Source organism: Embleya sp. NPDC050493 (assembly GCF_044458105.1).
Lineage (GTDB): Bacteria > Actinomycetota > Actinomycetes > Streptomycetales > Streptomycetaceae > Embleya.
In genome coordinates this window covers 113,778-130,592 of sequence record NZ_JBITHP010000011.1, presented here as the reverse complement: position 1 = coordinate 130,592, position 16,815 = coordinate 113,778, and the positions used below count along the sequence as shown (strand labels likewise).

Below are 16,815 nucleotides of genomic sequence, written 5' to 3'. Positions count from 1 at the left end.
TGCCATGGCCAACGCGTTGTTTCGCACCAAGAACATCGAGCAGTCCATCCAGGACACCGATGTCTCCGAAGGGCACGGCTTACGCCGGGAGTTGTCCGCACTCGACCTGATGGTTTTCGGCGTCGGCGTGGTGGTGGGCACGGGCATCTTCGTGCTGACCGGTACGGCGGCGAAGGACTACGCGGGCCCCGCCGTCGCGTTGTCGTTCGTGCTGGCGGGGATCGTCTGCGGGCTCGCCGCGCTGTGCTACGCCGAGTTCGCGTCCACGGTTCCGGTGGCGGGTTCCGCGTACACGTTCTCGTACACCACGCTCGGCGAACTGCCCGCGTGGATCATCGGCTGGGACCTGATTCTGGAACTCGCGCTCGGCGTCGGGGTGGTCTCGATCGGGTGGTCGGGATATCTGACCTCGCTGCTCTCGCAGGCGAACATCGACCTGCCGCAGGCGATCACGGCTGCGCCGGGCGACGGTGGGAAGGTCAACCTGCCGGCGCTGCTGCTCGTGCTCGGGGTCGCGACGATCCTGGTGTTCGGGATCAAGCTCTCGGCACGGTTCAACCTCATCATGGTCACCGTCAAGCTCGCGATCGTGCTGTTGGTGATCTTTGCCGGCCTGTTCTTCGTCAAGACGGGCAACTACAACCCCTTCGTGCCCGATTCGCAGCCGCCCGCATCCGGGAACGGCGGGCTCAAGGCGCCGCTCGTGCAGACCCTGTTCGGGTTCGAGCCGCAGATCTACGGTGTGATGGGGATCTTCTCCGGTGCCGCGCTCGTGTTCTTCGCCTACATCGGATTCGATGTGGTCGCCACCGCCGCCGAGGAGACCCGCAAGCCGCAGCGCGACATGCCGATCGGAATCCTCGGTTCCCTGGTGATCTGCACGATCCTGTACGTCTCGGTGGCCCTGGTCGTGGTCGGTATGCAGCGCTACGACATGCTCTCGTCCTCCGCGCCGTTGGCCGAGGCATTCCGGTCGGTCGGCAAGGGCTGGATCGCGACCATCATCAGCGTCGGCGCGGTGGCCGGTCTTACCACCGTGTGCATGATCTTGATGATGGGGCAGAGCCGGGTCTTCTTCGCGATGAGCCGGGACGGGCTGCTGCCGCCGTTGTTCGCGAAGGTGCATCCCAAGTACGGCACGCCGCACATGAGCACGATACTGATCGCGGTGGTGGTGGCGGCGATCGCCGGGTTCACTCCGATCCACGAGATCGACGTCATGGTCAACATCGGCACACTGTTCGCGTTCTTGGTGGTTGCCGCGAGCGTGCTGATCCTGCGCCGGACCCGACCGGAGTTGCCGCGCGCGTTCCGGGTGCCGTTCGTGCCGTGGTTGCCGATTCTGTCCATACTGGCCACGCTGTGGCTGATGATCAATCTCAGCAGTGAGACGTGGCTGCGGTTCCTGGTGTGGATGGTGGCCGGCTTCGCCGTCTACTTCTTCTACGGGCGGCAGCACAGTCGACTGCGGTGACGGCGACGGTTGTTCGATGAGGGTTGTTCGGTGACGGTGGTCAGATGACGTGCGCGGGTCCGGGTCGAATCGACCCGGGCCCGCGCACAAATCGCATGACGGCGGGGGATCAGCCCCAGAGCTCGTCCGTGTACTTGTCGGTGCCGACCACGGTGGGAATCCACGGGGCGCAGAAGCTGACCCGGCCGATGCCGGAGGCGTCGATCCGCTCGGCCCATTCCTTGAACGTGTCCCAGCTCTCGCGCGGGTCGCCCTCGAGGAAGTACAGCTGCATGCTGCGGGTTGCCGCGTTCGGGTCGCGCGGGACGAACGCGGGAGCGTCGTCCTTGAGCGGGACCGCGGTCCACGCGGCCACCGACGCGATCGGCGAGCCCTTGAGGAAGTCCGGCAACTGCGCGGAGAACCACGCCTCCAGGTCCTCCTGCGTGGTGCCCTCGGCGCGCTGCACGGTGAGCGAGACCAGGCCCTGGTAGTTGCGGTCGAGGGCGAGCTCCAGCGGGACCGGGTCCTCGTCGCGGTACCAGCGGCTGTCGTGCAGGTACATGCCGGTGTGCGCGTGGATCCGGTGCTGGAAGCCGCGGTCGTTGCCGTAGAGCCAGTTGACCTGGTCGACCGCCCACGCGTTCCACTCGTCGAACTGGCCGTCGTTGATCCAGTAGATCGCGACGTAGGAACCCGCCTCGATGTCCGGGACCACGTCGGTGTCGGCCGGGAAGCGCAGCGCCTTGAGGTCGGCGGTGGCCACCCAGCGGCTGCCCGCGAGCATGCCGGGGCCGATCATGCAGCCGGCGTAGTAGTGGTCGCGCTCGTACCAGCGGTTGTAGCTCACCTCGTGGCCGCGCTCGGGGTCCACGGCGGTGAACAGCATGCTGCCCACCCGGATCGGGTATTCCTTGAAGCTCATGACTGCCTTTCGGGTCGTGCGGTGACACGTGTCGGGGGGACGGACCCGGCCGGGGACGCCGGCCGGGTGGGGTGGTCGGGTGGGGGCGGTCAGGCCTGTCGGCGAAATCGTGTGGTGCGGTGCTCCGGCTCGGTGTCGAGCTTGGGGATGATGTGCTTGCCGAACAGTTCGATGGTCTTGAGCGTGTTCTCGCGGTTGTCGCAGCCCAGGCCGAGGACGAGCTGGTCCACGCCGACCGCCTCGTAGGCTTTGACCGCGTCCAGCACACCATCGGGCGCGCCGCAGATCAGGGCACCGGCGTCGGCGGCGAACTCGACCAGTTCGGGGGTCAGGTCGGGCATCAGCTCGGGCCAGTACGGGATGCCCTCGGGGTGCGGGAACGTGTCGTGGTAGCGGAAGACGTTGCTGGTGAGGTACATCGGCCGGGCCGCGACCGCGTTGGCGACCGCCTGTTCCCTGGTCTCGGCGACGAAGCCGGTGCTCACCGCGAGCACGTTGTCGTTGACGAAGTCGGCGATCGGTTCGGCGTTGCCGACCTCGCGCTTGTATCCGGCCACCAGTTTCTCGGCGCTCGCCGGGTCGCCGATGGAGAAGCCGAGTACGCCCAGGCCCATCCGGGCGGCCATCGCGTACGAGGGCGGGCTGCCGGCGGCGTACCACATGGCGGGGTGCGACTTGCCGTACGGCTTGGGCAGGATCTTGCGCGGCGGGAGCTGCCAGTAGGTGCCGTTGTAGCCCTCGTAGGTGTCCTGGAGGAACATCTTCGGGAACTCGCGGATCACGTCCTCCCAGATCGCCTTCGTCTCGGACATGTCCTCGATGCCGGGCAGGAAACCGAGAATCTCGTGGCTGCCGGCGCCCCGGCCGGTGCCGAACTCGAAGCGGCCCTTGGTGAGGTGGTCGAGCATCGCAACCCGTTCGGCGACCTTGGCCGGGTGGTTGACCTGAGGGAGCGGGTTGAAGATGCCGGAGCCGATGTGGATGCGCTCGGTGGCGTGGGCGAGGTAGCCGCACATGACGTCGTTGGCGGACAGGTGCGAGTACTCGTCGAGGAAGTGGTGTTCGCTCAGCCAGACGTACTTGAAGCCGGCCCGATCGGCGGCGATGGCGAAGTCCATGTCGTTCATCAGGGCTTCGTGTTCGGCGTTGGGGTTTCCCTCGCGCCGGAACGACGGGTTGTAGCCCTGAAGAAAGATGCCGAATTCCATTGCACTCCCAGTTCCGCGGTCTGGTCGGGGCGGGGTGGTCGGTCGGTCAGCCGGTCGGTCGGTAGGTCAGTAGGTCAGCAGGTCGGTCGGTGGGTTCGGGTGCGTTCGGTCGCCCGTTCGGGAGCTTCGGGGGCGCCGGCGGGGCCCGGCGGGTGCGGGCCCGCCGGCGCTTCGGGTCAGGGGGTGAAGGTGCCGTCCGGGCGGCGGACCCAGCCGGAGGCGGCCATCGTGCCGCCGTCGACGTGCAGGGTGGTGCCGGTGACGAAGCGGGCCAGGTCGCCGGCGAGGAAGACGATCGGGGCGGCGCAGTCGTCCGGTGTGCCCAGGCCGAGGGGGACCTTGGCGGCGTAGTCGTAGGCGCCCTCGTCGGTCTCGAACGTCTCCGCGAGGCCGGCGTCGCCGGGGGTGGGGATCGCGTCGGGGGCAACGCAGTTGACCCGGATGCGGCGATCCGAGAGTTCGAGGGCGAGTGACTTGGTGAGTTGTTCGACCGCGGCCTTCATCGCGGCGTACACCGCGAAGCCGGGCGCGGCGCGGAACGCCTCGATGCTGGTCACGTTGACGATCGAGCCGCCCTCGCGCATGAGCGGGACGCCGTGTCGGATCACGTGTGTGACGGAGGTGAAGTTCTCGTCGACCAGTGCGGTCTGGCCCTTGGGGCGGACCTCCATGAACGGAGACCAGAAGCCGCCGCCGGCGTTGTTGACGAGGATGTCGAGTCCGCCGAGCGTGCTGTGCGCCTCGCGTAGGAAACGCTCGACGCCGTCGCCGTCGCGGACGTCGAGTTCGACCGCGAGCGCACGGCGGCCGGTCGCCTCGATCGCCTTCGCGGTCTCCTGAAGGCCGATCGGCTCGCGGTCGCAGATGGCGACGTCCGCGCCGAACCGGGCCAGTGCGACGGCCGTCGCCGCGCCGATTCCCCGGGCGGCGCCGGTGACCACGGCGATGCGATCGGTGAGCAGGGCGGCGGAAGGGTCGAGCAGCACGGGGCACCTCACTGTGGATCGCGTACGTTGTCGCCTCGGCGCGGGGCCGCCGTCGCGGGCCGTGCTCTGCGCTGGGGTCACCATGCCACCTGACGACCCGTCACCTGAAGGGAGACAGCTGTCTTTTTCCGACTCGGTGCGCCGGCGTTCACGCAGGTCCGCAGGTGAACTGACGCTCAGTCAGCAAGAGTGGCGGACATCACCGCTCGGTGCGGCCGCGCCTGACGGCGGTGGGGTGGTGGTGCGGCGGGCGTGGGGCTGTCTCTCTGTGGCGGGAGGGTGGGCGGGGGAGACGGCGTGTCTTTCTTGCGTGCGCGGGTGCGCGGGCGCGCGTGGGCGCGGACAAGTGCGGACGCGGACGCGGGGGCGAGTGCGGGTGCAGGTGCCGGCTGGGGTGGTGGGTGCCGGCGAGGGCCTGACGTACGGGTGCGCTTGCGGGTGGAGGCGGCCGAGGGCGTGATCCCGGTTGGGGGTGCGGGCGCGGATGGCGGTAGTCGTCGCAAGGCCGGTCGTGGGTGCGGGCGGTCGGTCTTGCAGGTACCGGCGCGGGCAGTTGCGCGTGATCGCGGGTGCGGGCGGGTGCCCCGCGCCGGCGGCTGTGGGCGCGGGTATCGATGTCGACGCCTGTGGGTGTGGGTGTCGAGGCCGAGAGTCGTAGTTGCCCAGGGAGTACGGATGCGGGTGTTGGCGCATGTGCCGGTGATTGCGGGTGCGTGCGCTTGTTCGGCGGTTGTGGTGGAGGCGTCGGGCTTTGGTGAGTGGGAGCGGGACTGCGGGCGGGGTTGCCTGCGGGTGTGGGTGCAGTCGTCGGCGGGTGCGGGCGTCGACGTCCGCGGGTGCGGGCGCAGACGCCGATGGCTGTGGGCGCATGTGGTTGTCCGGCGGTTGTGGTGGAGCTGTAGGGCTTTAGTGACGGGGAGGGGTTGCAGGCTGAGTCGCCTGCGGGTGTGGGTGCAGTCGTCGGCAGGTGCGGGCGTCGACGTCCGCTGGTGCGGGCGCAGACGCCGACGGCTGCGGGCGCATGCGGTTGTCCGGCGGTTGTGACGGGGAGGGGCTGCAGGCTGAGTCGGCTGCGGGTGTGGGTGCAGTCATCGAAGAGTGCGGGCGTCGGCGCCGGCGAGCGTGAGCCTGAGCGTGCTTGCGGGTGTCGGGGATGCGCCTGCGGGTGCGTGCCGCAGGCGTCGGGGGGCGGGTGTAGGTGGCGATGTTGGCGAATTTGGACGTGGTCATGGTTGCCGGCGCAGGCGCGGGCGCAGGTTGAGGTGGTTGCGGGTGCGAGCGTCGATGTCGGCGGATTCGGTCGCAGGGGCCGCCGGCGCCCGCGCACGCGCGGGTATCTGCGGGTGCGTGTGGTGGTGTGCGGCGCTGCGGGCGCGCGTGGGCCGCGGTAGGGGGATGTGTGTGCCCGGGGGCCCCTCGGCCGTGCGCCGAGTGGCCCCGTTGTCGGTTCGCATGGATTGTCCGAAATCCATGCGCAGCGGATGCGGTGCTCACTACGCTCTGCGACGTGGCGCTATCTCCCGATTCCTGCGGCATCGTGGCCGACTTCGGCACGTGGCTCGCGCGAGCGGGCCGGCCGGCCCCGGACGCCGAGCGGATGATCGATGTCCTGGGCACGTTGCTCGATTTGCGCGTTGCCTGCCTGCGACTCGACGACCACACGCGCTGGCGTGCCGGCGATCTGAATTCGTTGCTGGAGACGTTGGTGCCCGCGCACGTCGCGCTGCCCCGTGAGGACACGGTGGGTCTGGTGGTGCCCGCGCTTCGGTTGTTCCTGGAGTTCCTGCGTGAGCGTGGGCCCCTGCATCCGGACAGCGATCGCCTCGACCCGCTGCTCGCGGTGCTGGACCGACACGAGGGTGAGCTTCCGGCCCGGATGGCGGATTCGACCTGCTGGGGGTCGGCGAAGAAGTTGTTCGTGGCGGGCTATGCGACCGGCCCCGGACGGGGCAGGGCGCTGCCGGCGGTTCGGTTGCCGGACGAGCGCGAGTTGGCTCGGGCCGCGTCGGCGGCGCCGTCGTTCGCCGCTGCGCTCACCCTGGCCCGCTGGGTCGGGCGCGGCCGTCCGGTGACCGCGACCGGTGTCCTGCGCCGTGCACCGGCGGCCGAGGCCGCGTCGTTGCTGGGCATCGAGGCGCCGGTCGCGGGCGTCCGCAGCGCGCGCGACGTCGAGCCGCTGCACCATGTGTGGTCGATCGCGTGTGCGGCGGGCCTGGTCGAGGTCGGCCGCACCGTTGCGACCGCAGGTGCGCTTGCCCGGGCGCTGGCGGTCGGCCGACCCTGCGACGTGCTGCGCGTGTGGTCGAGCCTGTGGGAGGGCGTCGCGGTCGGCGAGGCCACGGGACGTCCGGCGGTGCGTCGCGCCGGGTATGTGCTGCGCGGCGGGGACGTGATTCGCGAGCTGTTGCGCGAGCTGTACGACCACGCGGGTCGCTGGGTGCCGATGGGCGGACTGTTCGAGTTGCTCTCGTACACGCCCGACGGCCGGCCGAGGTCGCCCTCGGTCGCCGACCCGGCGTTGTTCACCGGGTTGACCCTGGCCCACCAGATGGACGACCTGCGTGCGTTCGGTGTCCTGGAGATACGTGAACTGGTCGGCGGCGGCGCGCCGTTCATGGCGGTGCGGCTGACCCCGTTGGGGCTGTACGGGTTGCGTACCCGCTTCCTCGAACTGGGTGTTCCCGCTCCGCTCACCGGCCCGGGTGGCGGCCCGAGCGAGCCCGCGTTGCCGCCGCTGTACGTGCCGCCCACCTCCGAGTGCGCGCTGGCCGCTCGGATGTCGCCGCTGCTGGCGCAGGCGGCTGCGCTCGCGGAGTACGTGGAGGAGCACGGGCCGCTGCCGGTCACCCGGGAGGAGGTACTGGCGGACGACGTCGCGCGGCGGGCCATGGTCGACCTCGGCATCCCCGAGCAGCCCCGCCGCCCCGCCGCCGATCCGCCCCGCACCGCTCGGGGCGAGCACGCCCTGCACCGGCGCTGGACACTCGCGTTGGGCACCGGTCTGCTGGTTCTGCGCAACGGCGCGGTGCACGTCGCGGACGGCCTGCGGGTGTGGCGCGAGGGTGGTGACCGCGAGCTGATTGCGCTCGCCGCGCGGGCGATGGTCGTGGTGGCCGAGGACAACGCGACCTTCGGCGAGGCACACGAGCAGCGGTGGGACGTCCCGGAGGGGCTCGCGGCGTCGCTGTTCACCGGCCTGGTCCAACTCGGCGGCCCGCTCCCGGTGTCGCTGTTCGTGGGCCTGGCGGTGCGCCGCGACCTCGATCACGTGGTTCGCACGCTGCCCACCGAGCCGCCGGCCGAGGACGAGGCGTTCGCACTCGGCCGGATCCTGGACGCGCCCGACCTGGTCCGGGAAATGGGCCGACTGTGCGACCCCACCACGCCGAGCCTGTCGTTCCCGCCGTCTTCCCCGTCGTTCCCGGCGCGGACACCGACCGAAGCGCTGACCCGGGTTCGCGCCGGGGTGGTCCTGCTCGCCGATCGGCTGGCGGCCCTCGGCATCGTCCGGCGCACCGCCGAGGGCATCACGCTGACCGGTCTGGGCGGCACCCTCGTACACCGGATGTTCCGCGAGCAGGGGCTGCCGGTCGCCACCGTCGACGACTACACCGCGGCCTCGGGCGCCCGTCTCCTCGGCGCGATGGGGGCGTGGCCGCGACCGATCGCGACCCGTACGTTCGCGAGCTGGATCGCCTGTCGGCCGGTCGACGCCGCGCTGTCCGAACTGTGTGCGGTCGCGGGCGCGGCCGGACCCACCGAGCGGCTCATGCTCTTCGCCCACGTGGGTGACGCGGGCCTCCCCGAGGCCGCCGTCGAACACGCCCTCGACGAGGCCGCCGCGGACCCCACCCTTGCCCCGCACGTATGGAACTGGCGCCTCACCCACGACCACGACGTGCCCCCGGCGACCCTGCGCACGCTGGCCTGGCTCACCGCCGACAACGCCGCCGCTGCGCTGCTCGGCCGGCACGAGGCGGCCGTACTGGGCCTGCTCACCGAGGTGACCGGCAGTCAGGGTCCGGGCGCCGACGTGGTCTTCGGCGAACTCGCGACGATGGGCCACCCCTGCGCCGAGGACGTGCTGCGCTTCGCCGAGACCACGCACCCCGACCCCAAGGTGGCCCGCGCCGCCCGCCGGGCTCTACATCGACTGTGCTGACGGACACCCGAGGCCCCGTGCCGACGGGCATCCGAGGCGCACCGTGCATCACCTGTGCCGACGGGCGTCCGAGGCGCGCCGCGCCCGCCCGTGCCGCCGCGCACCCGTGCCGCACCGCAGATCACCTGTGCCGCCGCGCACCCGAGGCGCGCCGCGCATCTCCTGTACCGACGCGCACCCCCCACCGCGCACCGCCCGTGCCGACGCGCACCCGTGCCCCACCGCACATCACCCGTGCGACCCCCACCCCACCCACCCCACCCACCCCGCCTACACCCCCGCCGCCTGACTCAAGAAGACGCTCGGCGCGCCCGTCCACGACACGTGCAGCGCCTCCCGAGCCCGCGTGCAGGCCACGAACAACAGACATCGCTCCGCCAAAAGGTCGGCCTCGTGCTGGAGCCGATCCACCTCGCGCCCGGTCACATGGCCCATGTAGGGCACCGTCGAATCACTCACGTCCGCCACCGCCATGCAGCGGAACTCGAGTCCCTTCATCGCGTGCATCGTGCCGATCCGAACTCCCGCCGCGGCGGCCCCGGGCCGGTCCTTGAGCAGCACGGCCGGTACGCCCTCGCGCGTGAGTGCCTCCGCCGCCTTGCGGCCGTACCCGACGAAGCGCGCCGCGATCCCGATCTCCTCGGGCCGCACACCCGCGTCCAGCCAGCCCCGGACCCGTGCGACGAGTGCGGCCAACTCGGCCTCCGTTCCGGTGAGCGCCACCAGATCCGGCTTCGCGCCGTGCAGCGAACTGCGGCAATCCTGCACCGAGTCCGCATGCTCCCCGTCCAGGCCCTCGACCGGCCGACCGGACAGGATCGAGGTACACCACCCGAGAATCTCCGCCGTCGTCCGGTAGTTCACGCGCAGCCGGCTCGACCGGCCGACCACCCGGATCCCCAGCTTGCCCAGCGACACCCTGCTGTCGTAGATCCGCTGGTTCGGATCGCCCGCGATGAACATGTCGTCCGGGCCCGTCGCGACCATCGCCCGCAACGCCCGCCACTGTGCCGGGTGCAGGTCCTGGGCCTCGTCGACGACCACGTGACGATACGGCCGCTCCGCCCGCTCCGCCAGCAACAGCGCGGTCTCGTCGCACACCTGGAGCCAGGTTCGGCGACCCTCCGCGCGCAGCCCGGCCACGAACTCCTCGACCGCACGCCAGACCTTGGCCCGCTGCAGGGGCCCCAGCGGGGTGCCCCGGCCGGTCCGTGACGCCTTGAGGTACGACTCCAGGCTGCCGATGTCATGGGCGACGATCACGTTGCGGTACTCCTGGACCAGGAACGGCACCGTCCACGGCAGCTGCAGCGCCTCGATGATCGTTGCCCAGCGTTCCTTCTCGTCGTGCGCGATCGCCAGTGCCGCGCCGCCGAGTTCCTGCCGAAGCAGTCGATTGGCCGCCGCGTCCACCGTGGTCACATCGACCCGCTCGAGCAGTTCGGGCGCCAACAGCATGGCCAGGTTCTCCTGCAGGCTCCGGGCCAGCGTCGTCGTGTACGTCGTCAGCAGGATGCGCTCGCCCGCCGCGAGGCGCCCGGCGAGGTGCTTCACGCGGTGCAGGGCCACCACCGTCTTGCCCGTCCCGGGACCGCCGTTCACCTGGGCGGGCCCGGCGTACGACTCGCGATACGCCGTCCGGTACTGGGACGGGTGCAGGAAGACCCGCCAGGCGTCGAACGGCCGGGAGAGGATGTCGAGCAGTTCGTCGGGGCCCTCCACGAGAGCCACCCGTCCCTGGGCGTGCCCCATCGCCGTGACCAGGTCCTCGGGGTCGGGCAGCGCGTCCGCCGGGGCCGGCGCCGGGCGGCGCGCACTCACCACGTCCCGCCACACCTCCTCCGGCGAGTACCCCTCGGCGAGATAGAACAGCACCTCGTACTGGTCCTGCGGAAGCAGCGCCTCCAGCGCCTCCAACTGCCCGCGCTCGGTGAGCAGTCGCGCGATGCGCAGCACGTTGGCGTCCAGCCCCAACCGGGTCAGGTCGGCATCCGAGACACCGGCCAGGAGCCGGTTGCCCGATCCCGCCGCGAGGTGCTCCAGTGCGGGGGTGGCCCGCTGCTGCGCCACCACGTCCTGGATCTCCAGCGCGTGCGTCGCCCGGTTGACCCCGGCCTGCTGCTGTACCGCCCACGCGATCGCTTCGTCGTGCGGCAGCACCCGCAACAACAGGAACGTCTCGCCGCTGTCCGGCGCGAGTACCACGCCGCGCCGGAATCCGCCGACCCGAATCGTCCGGATCCGCGCGTCCCGGGCCCGGTCGAGCTTTTCCAGGTGCAGCCCCTTGTCGGCCAGGAGTTCGACCAGGGTCAGGCTCTGGAACTTCGCGATCGCCTCGCGCACTCCCCGCTGTGCGCTCTTCTCCAGGCGGGCGTATTCGGCCAGGAAGTCCTTCCCGAGCGCGAGTTGCGGCACATGTCCTCCCGAACCGATCACCATGCTTCGTGTGTCCGTGTCATCTCGTACGGTAACGGAGCGCAGTTCATCGCCCACAGCGGAAGCGACATGTGCTGGGGTCGGATCGATCACCCGTCGAACTGCTCGCCGCCGTCGACGAACTCGCGGCCGTGTTCGCGGCTCAGGACGGCCCCGCAGCGCCGATCAGGACGGCGTCAACAGGTCGATGAGGTCCTTGTCCCGGCGCTCGCCCAGCCGGGCCAGGACCGCGGCGAGTGGCGTCGTGGCGGGCAGGCCGATGCGGCTTGCGATGATCGGCAGCGCCTGCGCGTCCGGCACCCGCGTGGTCCAGCCGACCAGGCGTACCGCCCGTTGCAGCGGCGGCAGGTCGTCCTCGACGGGGCGGATGTGGCGGGTCAGCAGGCGATCCCCGCTCGGGATGACGAACAGATGGTCGCCCTCGGCCGCGTTCAGGTCGAGCAGCAGCGGGCGCATCGAGCCGAAACACGGTTGATTGCGCCACACGACGGTGACCTCGCCCGCGTCATGGGTGAGAGTGCGGCGAGCACCGGGGACGAGACCCAGGTGCGCGGCGAAGCCGGTCGGGACCGGGAAGCCGGATCCGCGCAGGTGGTCGCCGTTGAGGTCGATACGGTGCCACCATCGTTGCTCTCGGTCGCGGAAACAGCGCTGGGTGGTCGACACGTCCCGGCGCGGCTTGTACGCGGGAGCGGAGGTGGACGCGTCCGTACGCGGGAGTCGTATCCAGCCCGGTTGGTACCGGTCGAAGGACGGCCCGGTCGCGTAGGCGCGGACGGAGTTCTCACTGATGTCGAAACGACTCGTCAGGGATTCGACGACTGCGTCGATGCGCGCGGCACCGCCGCGTGTGCGGAGTTCGCGTTCGATCATCTCGCGAATACCGAGGTACTCCTCGAGATCCCAGCGACGCAGGCCGTAGTGCAGACGGTCGGTACGCATGAATCGCTCGTCGGCCTGGAGTTGGTTGCACACACTGCTGAAGGCGTAGTCGCCGTTCACCAATTCGATGATCTGCTCGGCGGTCAGCGGCACGTTTCGCAGCGTGAGGACGGCTTCGGCCTTGTCGTTGATACTCGAACCCCACCACACGCCCTGTGTGTCGAAGCGCCGGATCTGGGGGAGGCGGTCGAGCCAATCCGCCAATGCGTCCTCGTACACGCCGCACCGGCGCGTGGCGTTCTCGACTTCGGACCACGGGACGGCACCGTCGGCGCATATCTCGCGCAGTGCTCGACGCGTCGCGTCCTCGGCGTCGGCCAGGGTGTCGTGCGTCAACCATTCGTCGGTCATCCGGTGCGGCAACAACGCCGCCGGCACCCTCCACAACGGGATGCCGCGGAGTGAGTCGATCGGAGTGCGGTGGCGCTCGTCGGCCTCGATCAGGTCGCGCACCCGAGCGATCGGACCGAGTCGGGCGGCGAGCTTGGCCACGTAGGAGGCCAGTTGCGGGTTGCCGCCGCCGAAGGCCCAGTCCTCGAGACGGGCGCGGCACTTCTTTTGGATCTGCCGGACCCCCTCTCGGGTGATGCCGATGTCCTGCGCGATCGCCTCCAGCGTGGCCGGCGGGTGGGCGAACAATCGGTCGACGGCGACCCGGGTTTCGCGCTGCGTCCAGGTGTCGGTGAACGCGGTGACGCACGCGACGATGTCGAACCGGCTTTCGGTCGACGCTGGTTCGGGGGTGGGAGGAGTCCGGGCCGGATCGGGCGACGGTTCGCTTTTGGGCGCGCCGTGGTTCACCGGGTCCGCGGTCCACGCCACCGGCGCCCCACGATCGTGGGCCTCGCGCAGCGCGCCCGCGACGATCCCGACGACGTCGGTTCGGCGCAGCCGAGGCCGAGCGAGTAGTTCGCCGGGCGACATCGCGACCAGCCCACGCCAGTCGAGCCTTTCCCGGCGTAAGGCGATCACCACGGCGCGGGGCCATCGGGCCGTGTGTGGAACAGAGTTCGCATCCGCCAGAAGCGGAGCGAGCCGGGTGAGCGGGTACGCGGAACCGTAGTCGACGACAAGTTCGGCCACGCGGATCCAGAACCCGGGTTCATCCACGACCTGCGCGAAGTCGGCCGGCGGCAGCGTCCGCCACCAATCCCGGGGCAGGCCCGCCACGTTCAGGCGCGCGCCGACCTCCTCCTCGGGGAACGTCGAGAGCCCGGGCAACAGATCGACCAATGTCATGAATCATCTTCCTGACCGAACGGTACCGAACGGTTGACCGCGGGTCGGCGGTTTCGCGTAGTCTCGCGCACCACAAGGGGTGGGTCGCAACAGGGGGAGCCCGGCGTGGGATTGGCGAACGAGAACATCATCACGCAGGTCGAGGACCTGCTTGCCGGGCGCATCGTCATCCCGTCGATCCAGCGGGACTATGTGTGGAAGACCCCCGACATCCGAGACCTGCTCGACTCCCTGTACCGGGGATACCCCATCGGGTCCGTGTTGCTGTGGAAGACCAGGATCGCGGTCCCGTTCCGGACCGCCGCCGTCAGCCAGGAGACGCAGGGCGTACAGCAGCCCGTCTACCTCCTCGACGGCCAGCAGCGGCTCATTTCACTCGCATGGGTGTATCGACCCGAGTCCCGCGCCGACGCGAAGAAGCTCGATCTGCGCTTCGACCTGGCCAACGAGCAGTTCGTCAGCCCGGTGGGCACCCAGCAGCGCAATGATCCGCTCCTGGTGCCGGTGGTCGACGTGTTGGCCACCACGCCGGACTTCTACCGGCTCCTCACCACGGCCGGCGTCGACCCGGCGACACCGGTCTTCCAGACCTACTACAAGCGGCTTCAGCAGTTGCACGACGTCCACAAGCGCGAGATCGCGGTGATCACCTACGCCTCGGACGACTACGAGGAGGTCGCCGACGTCTTCGCGCGGGTCAACAAGGGTGGTCGCAAGCTGACCAAGGGCGATCTGGTGTACAGCGCGATCGCGGCCCGCTGGGAGGACGGGCTCGCCACGATCGAGGCCTTCCACGCGGAGCTTGCGCGCGACGGGTTCGCCCTCGACCGGGACCCGGTGCTACGCATCCTCGGTCACTTCGCGGGAGTGGGCCTGCGCAGCATCAAACTGCTCGACGCCGCCGTCACGGAGCCGGTCCTGAAGGCGGCCTGGGCCAAGACGGCCGAGGCGGTTCGCATGACGGTCCGATTTTTGCGCGAGGAATGCTCGGTGCCGCGTTCGGCAGTGCTCAAGACGCAGGCCGTCCTGGTCGCGCCCTCCATCCTGCTCCATCGCCGGGGCGGCACGCTCGGTCCGGACGAGACGGTGCGGCTGCGCCGGTGGATCTACACGATCCTGACGTTCATGCGGTACAGCGGGACCACCGACACCGCGTTGGAAAGCGACGTGCGGTGGATGGACGCCGACGAAGGTCGGGTGCGGTTCGGCGAGTTGATGCACCGCGCGTTCGGCAGTCGGCCGCTGGACGCGCCGGTGCAGGCGTCGGAACTGGAACACAAATCCCATCTGCACGCCTTCTTCAACGTCCTGTACATCGCCGCGCTACGGCGGGAGGCGCGCGACTGGGTCGACGGCGAGCAACTCGACGACCTGCGTGAGGATTCGTCGGCGCGCATCGAGTACCACCACGTGTTCCCCGACGCGGCGATCGGCGGGGCGCACCCGAAGGAACTGCGCAACAGCCTGGCCAACTACGCCTTCGTCTCGGCGCGGACGAAGCGCTACATCGGAGCGCGAACGCCGGCGGAATACCTGCCCGCGCTGGAAGCCGAACACCTTGCTCGGCACTGGATGCCGATGGATCCGGCGTTGTGGACTATGGAACGGTTCCCGGAGTTTCTCGCCGAGCGGCGGCGGCTGATGGCGGCCACGCTCAATGCCATGCTGGGCCTGCCGGGCGCCGAGGAGGCGGTGGGCCGGGACGCCGGGGAGGCCGTGGGCCGGGACGACGAGGCGGCGCCGGCCGTGCTCCCCGCCTCGCCTCACGACGCGATTGTCGTTGCGGCGGACGCGGAACCCTTCATCTACGAACCCCCGCCGCAAAGCCGTCCTTCGGCGGAGAAGGCGACGGTTGCCGAGCCGGAGGACCTCGACACCGGCGAGCGGTTTCGCCGACAGTTGGTGGCCTGTTCCACCTCGGCGGAAGTGGCCATCGTCGAGGAACTGCTGGAATTCTGGGAGATCAGCCGAGGGCACGTGGAGTTCGGCGACGGCGGCACGCCCACCGCGAGACTGGTGCGGGATGCCGCGGACGGCACGAGCGTGTGTGCGATGCTGGTGTTTCCTTCGGCCGCGGGCAGCGGTATCGAGGTGCAGTTCCAGGAGTTGACGCGGCACCCGCGGTTCGCGCCGGAAGCGATGCGGGAGGAACTGCGGACCCGGCTGAACGCGATCACCGGCTTGGACATCCAGCGGCACAACGTGCACCGCCGCCCGCACTTCCCGTTGACGCTGCTTGCGGACGAGCCTGATCGTGCGGTGCTGTACCAGGTGTTCGCGTGGCTCAAGGACGTCATCTGAGGCTCGACGTCATCCGAGGCCTGACGCCATTCGAGGTCTGACGCCATTCGAGGCATGACGCCGTTTGAGGTTTCCGGAGTCACCGGCTCGGGGGAGTCCGTTCAGGGCCGCCACAGTTCGCCGGGGGCCGGCTCCGGCCAGGGGATGTCGGCGCGGACCGCGGCGAAGAGTTCCTTGCAGCGCTTGTCGTCGAGCAGGACCACGCTCTGGCCGCCGCCGCGTTCGCCGAAGCCGGCGACGGGGGCGGTGCGAAACGCCAGGTCGGCTTCGCTGATGCCCTTGAGGTCGGTGGCCAGGTCCAGAAGCGCCTTGAAGTTGAGGTTGTCGTCGACGGTCAGCGACTTGGTCAGCGACTGCAACAGGTTCTCGGTGCGCAGCGGGCTGCCGAGCACCCCCTGCGCGGTGACCTTCTCCGCGATCGCACCCAGCAGTTGTTGCTGGTGCGCCACCCGATCGAGGTCGCCCCGGTCGAGCCCGTACCGCTGCCGCACGAACTTGAGCGCCTCGTTGCCGTCCAGCTCGGCGCGGCCCTTGTCGGCGTCCACCGTCACCCCGCCGAGCGCGTCGACCATGCCCTTGAAGCCGCCGAAGTCCACCGCCGCGTAGTGGTCGATCCGTACGCCGGTCAGGTTTTCGATGGTGGCCACGAGCAGCGCGGGCCCGCCCCACGAGAAGGCCGCGTTCAGCTTGGCCTCGCCGTGCCCAGGGATCGACACCCACGAGTCGCGCGGCAACGAGATCGCCGAGATCGAGGCCCGACCAGCGGGCAGGTGCAGGATCATCATGGTGTCGCTGCGCCGGCCCTCCAGCGCCTCGGGGTCGGCGCCGGCCGCCGCCGCGTCCATGCCCACGAGCAGGATGTTCAACGCCCGGCCGGCGGCGGGATCGGTCGGCGGGCGCGGTCCCGCGGCGGGGATGCCCGATCGGTCGAAGACCCCGTCGATGCGCTTGATGTTGGCGTTGAGCGAGTACACCACCCAGACTGCGCATCCGCCGACCACGCACAGCGACAGGGTGAGCAGCGCGACCAGTCCCACGACCGCCTTGCGGCGCCGTGACCAAGGCTTGCGCTCGGGTGTCGGCGTCGGCTCGCCGTCCTCTTCCGCCTCGCTGACCTCGGCCGACTCGTCCGTCGCACCCAGCGCATCCGTCATGCGCAGAAG

9 protein-coding genes are annotated in these 16,815 nt (G+C 70.2%); 3 read left to right on the top strand and 6 right to left on the bottom strand.

From position 1 onward, the window contains the following. Positions 1-4 precede the first annotated feature (4 nt). Positions 5-1,474 (top strand): amino acid permease, encoded by a 1,470-nt coding sequence (locus ACIBM5_RS22360; RefSeq protein WP_396008441.1) that lies wholly within the window; start codon positions 5-7, stop codon positions 1,472-1,474. 109 nt (positions 1,475-1,583) lie between these two features. On the opposite strand, the gene ACIBM5_RS22355 is transcribed toward ACIBM5_RS22360, so the two are convergent. The 3 genes from ACIBM5_RS22355 to ACIBM5_RS22345 all read right to left on the bottom strand — a co-directional run bounded on the left by ACIBM5_RS22355 (position 1,584) and on the right by ACIBM5_RS22345 (position 4,572). After that, positions 1,584-2,378, bottom strand: a complete 795-nt coding sequence (locus ACIBM5_RS22355) for a hypothetical protein (protein WP_396008440.1) — start codon at positions 2,376-2,378, stop codon at positions 1,584-1,586. Positions 2,379-2,467: 89 nt separating this feature from the next. Further along, positions 2,468-3,586, bottom strand: a complete 1,119-nt coding sequence (locus tag ACIBM5_RS22350) for an LLM class flavin-dependent oxidoreductase (protein WP_396008439.1) — start codon at positions 3,584-3,586, stop codon at positions 2,468-2,470. 176 nt (positions 3,587-3,762) lie between these two features. Beyond that, positions 3,763-4,572: an SDR family NAD(P)-dependent oxidoreductase gene (locus ACIBM5_RS22345; RefSeq protein WP_396008438.1), complete on the bottom strand. Its 810-nt coding sequence runs from the start codon at positions 4,570-4,572 to the stop codon at positions 3,763-3,765. 1,507 nt (positions 4,573-6,079) lie between these two features. Between ACIBM5_RS22345 and ACIBM5_RS22340 the strand changes: the two genes are divergently transcribed. Then, entirely contained in the window at positions 6,080-8,734 is a 2,655-nt protein-coding gene (locus ACIBM5_RS22340) for a hypothetical protein (protein ID WP_396008437.1), read from the top strand. 270 nt (positions 8,735-9,004) lie between these two features. Here ACIBM5_RS22340 and ACIBM5_RS22335 read toward each other — a convergent pair whose 3' ends face one another. Both ACIBM5_RS22335 and ACIBM5_RS22330 read right to left on the bottom strand, forming a co-directional pair. After that, entirely contained in the window at positions 9,005-11,149 is a 2,145-nt protein-coding gene (locus ACIBM5_RS22335) for a UvrD-helicase domain-containing protein (protein ID WP_396008546.1), read from the bottom strand. Positions 11,150-11,335: 186 nt separating this feature from the next. Further along, the gene (locus tag ACIBM5_RS22330; protein ID WP_396008436.1) at positions 11,336-13,351 is read right to left on the bottom strand and encodes a sigma factor-like helix-turn-helix DNA-binding protein; all 2,016 of its coding nucleotides are present in this window, start codon (positions 13,349-13,351) and stop codon (positions 11,336-11,338) included. A gap of 105 nt (positions 13,352-13,456) precedes the next feature. Between ACIBM5_RS22330 and ACIBM5_RS22325 the strand changes: the two genes are divergently transcribed. Further along, positions 13,457-15,652 (top strand): DUF262 domain-containing protein, encoded by a 2,196-nt coding sequence (locus ACIBM5_RS22325; RefSeq protein ID WP_396008435.1) that lies wholly within the window; start codon positions 13,457-13,459, stop codon positions 15,650-15,652. A gap of 101 nt (positions 15,653-15,753) precedes the next feature. On the opposite strand, the gene ACIBM5_RS22320 is transcribed toward ACIBM5_RS22325, so the two are convergent. Next, positions 15,754-16,806, bottom strand: a complete 1,053-nt coding sequence (locus ACIBM5_RS22320) for an LCP family protein (RefSeq protein WP_396008434.1) — start codon at positions 16,804-16,806, stop codon at positions 15,754-15,756. Between the last annotated feature and the right edge of the window lie 9 nt (positions 16,807-16,815).

What these genes read in the sequence shown, in the direction of transcription:
- ACIBM5_RS22360 (WP_396008441.1), top strand. Translation starts at nt 5, where the DNA reads ATGGCCAACGCGTTGTTTCGCACCAAGAACATCGAGCAGTCCATCCAG.
- ACIBM5_RS22355 (WP_396008440.1), bottom strand. Translation starts at nt 2,378, where the DNA reads ATGAGCTTCAAGGAATACCCGATCCGGGTGGGCAGCATGCTGTTCACC.
- ACIBM5_RS22350 (WP_396008439.1), bottom strand. Translation starts at nt 3,586, where the DNA reads ATGGAATTCGGCATCTTTCTTCAGGGCTACAACCCGTCGTTCCGGCGC.
- ACIBM5_RS22330 (WP_396008436.1), bottom strand. Translation starts at nt 13,351, where the DNA reads ATGACATTGGTCGATCTGTTGCCCGGGCTCTCGACGTTCCCCGAGGAG.
- ACIBM5_RS22320 (WP_396008434.1), bottom strand. Translation starts at nt 16,806, where the DNA reads ATGACGGATGCGCTGGGTGCGACGGACGAGTCGGCCGAGGTCAGCGAG.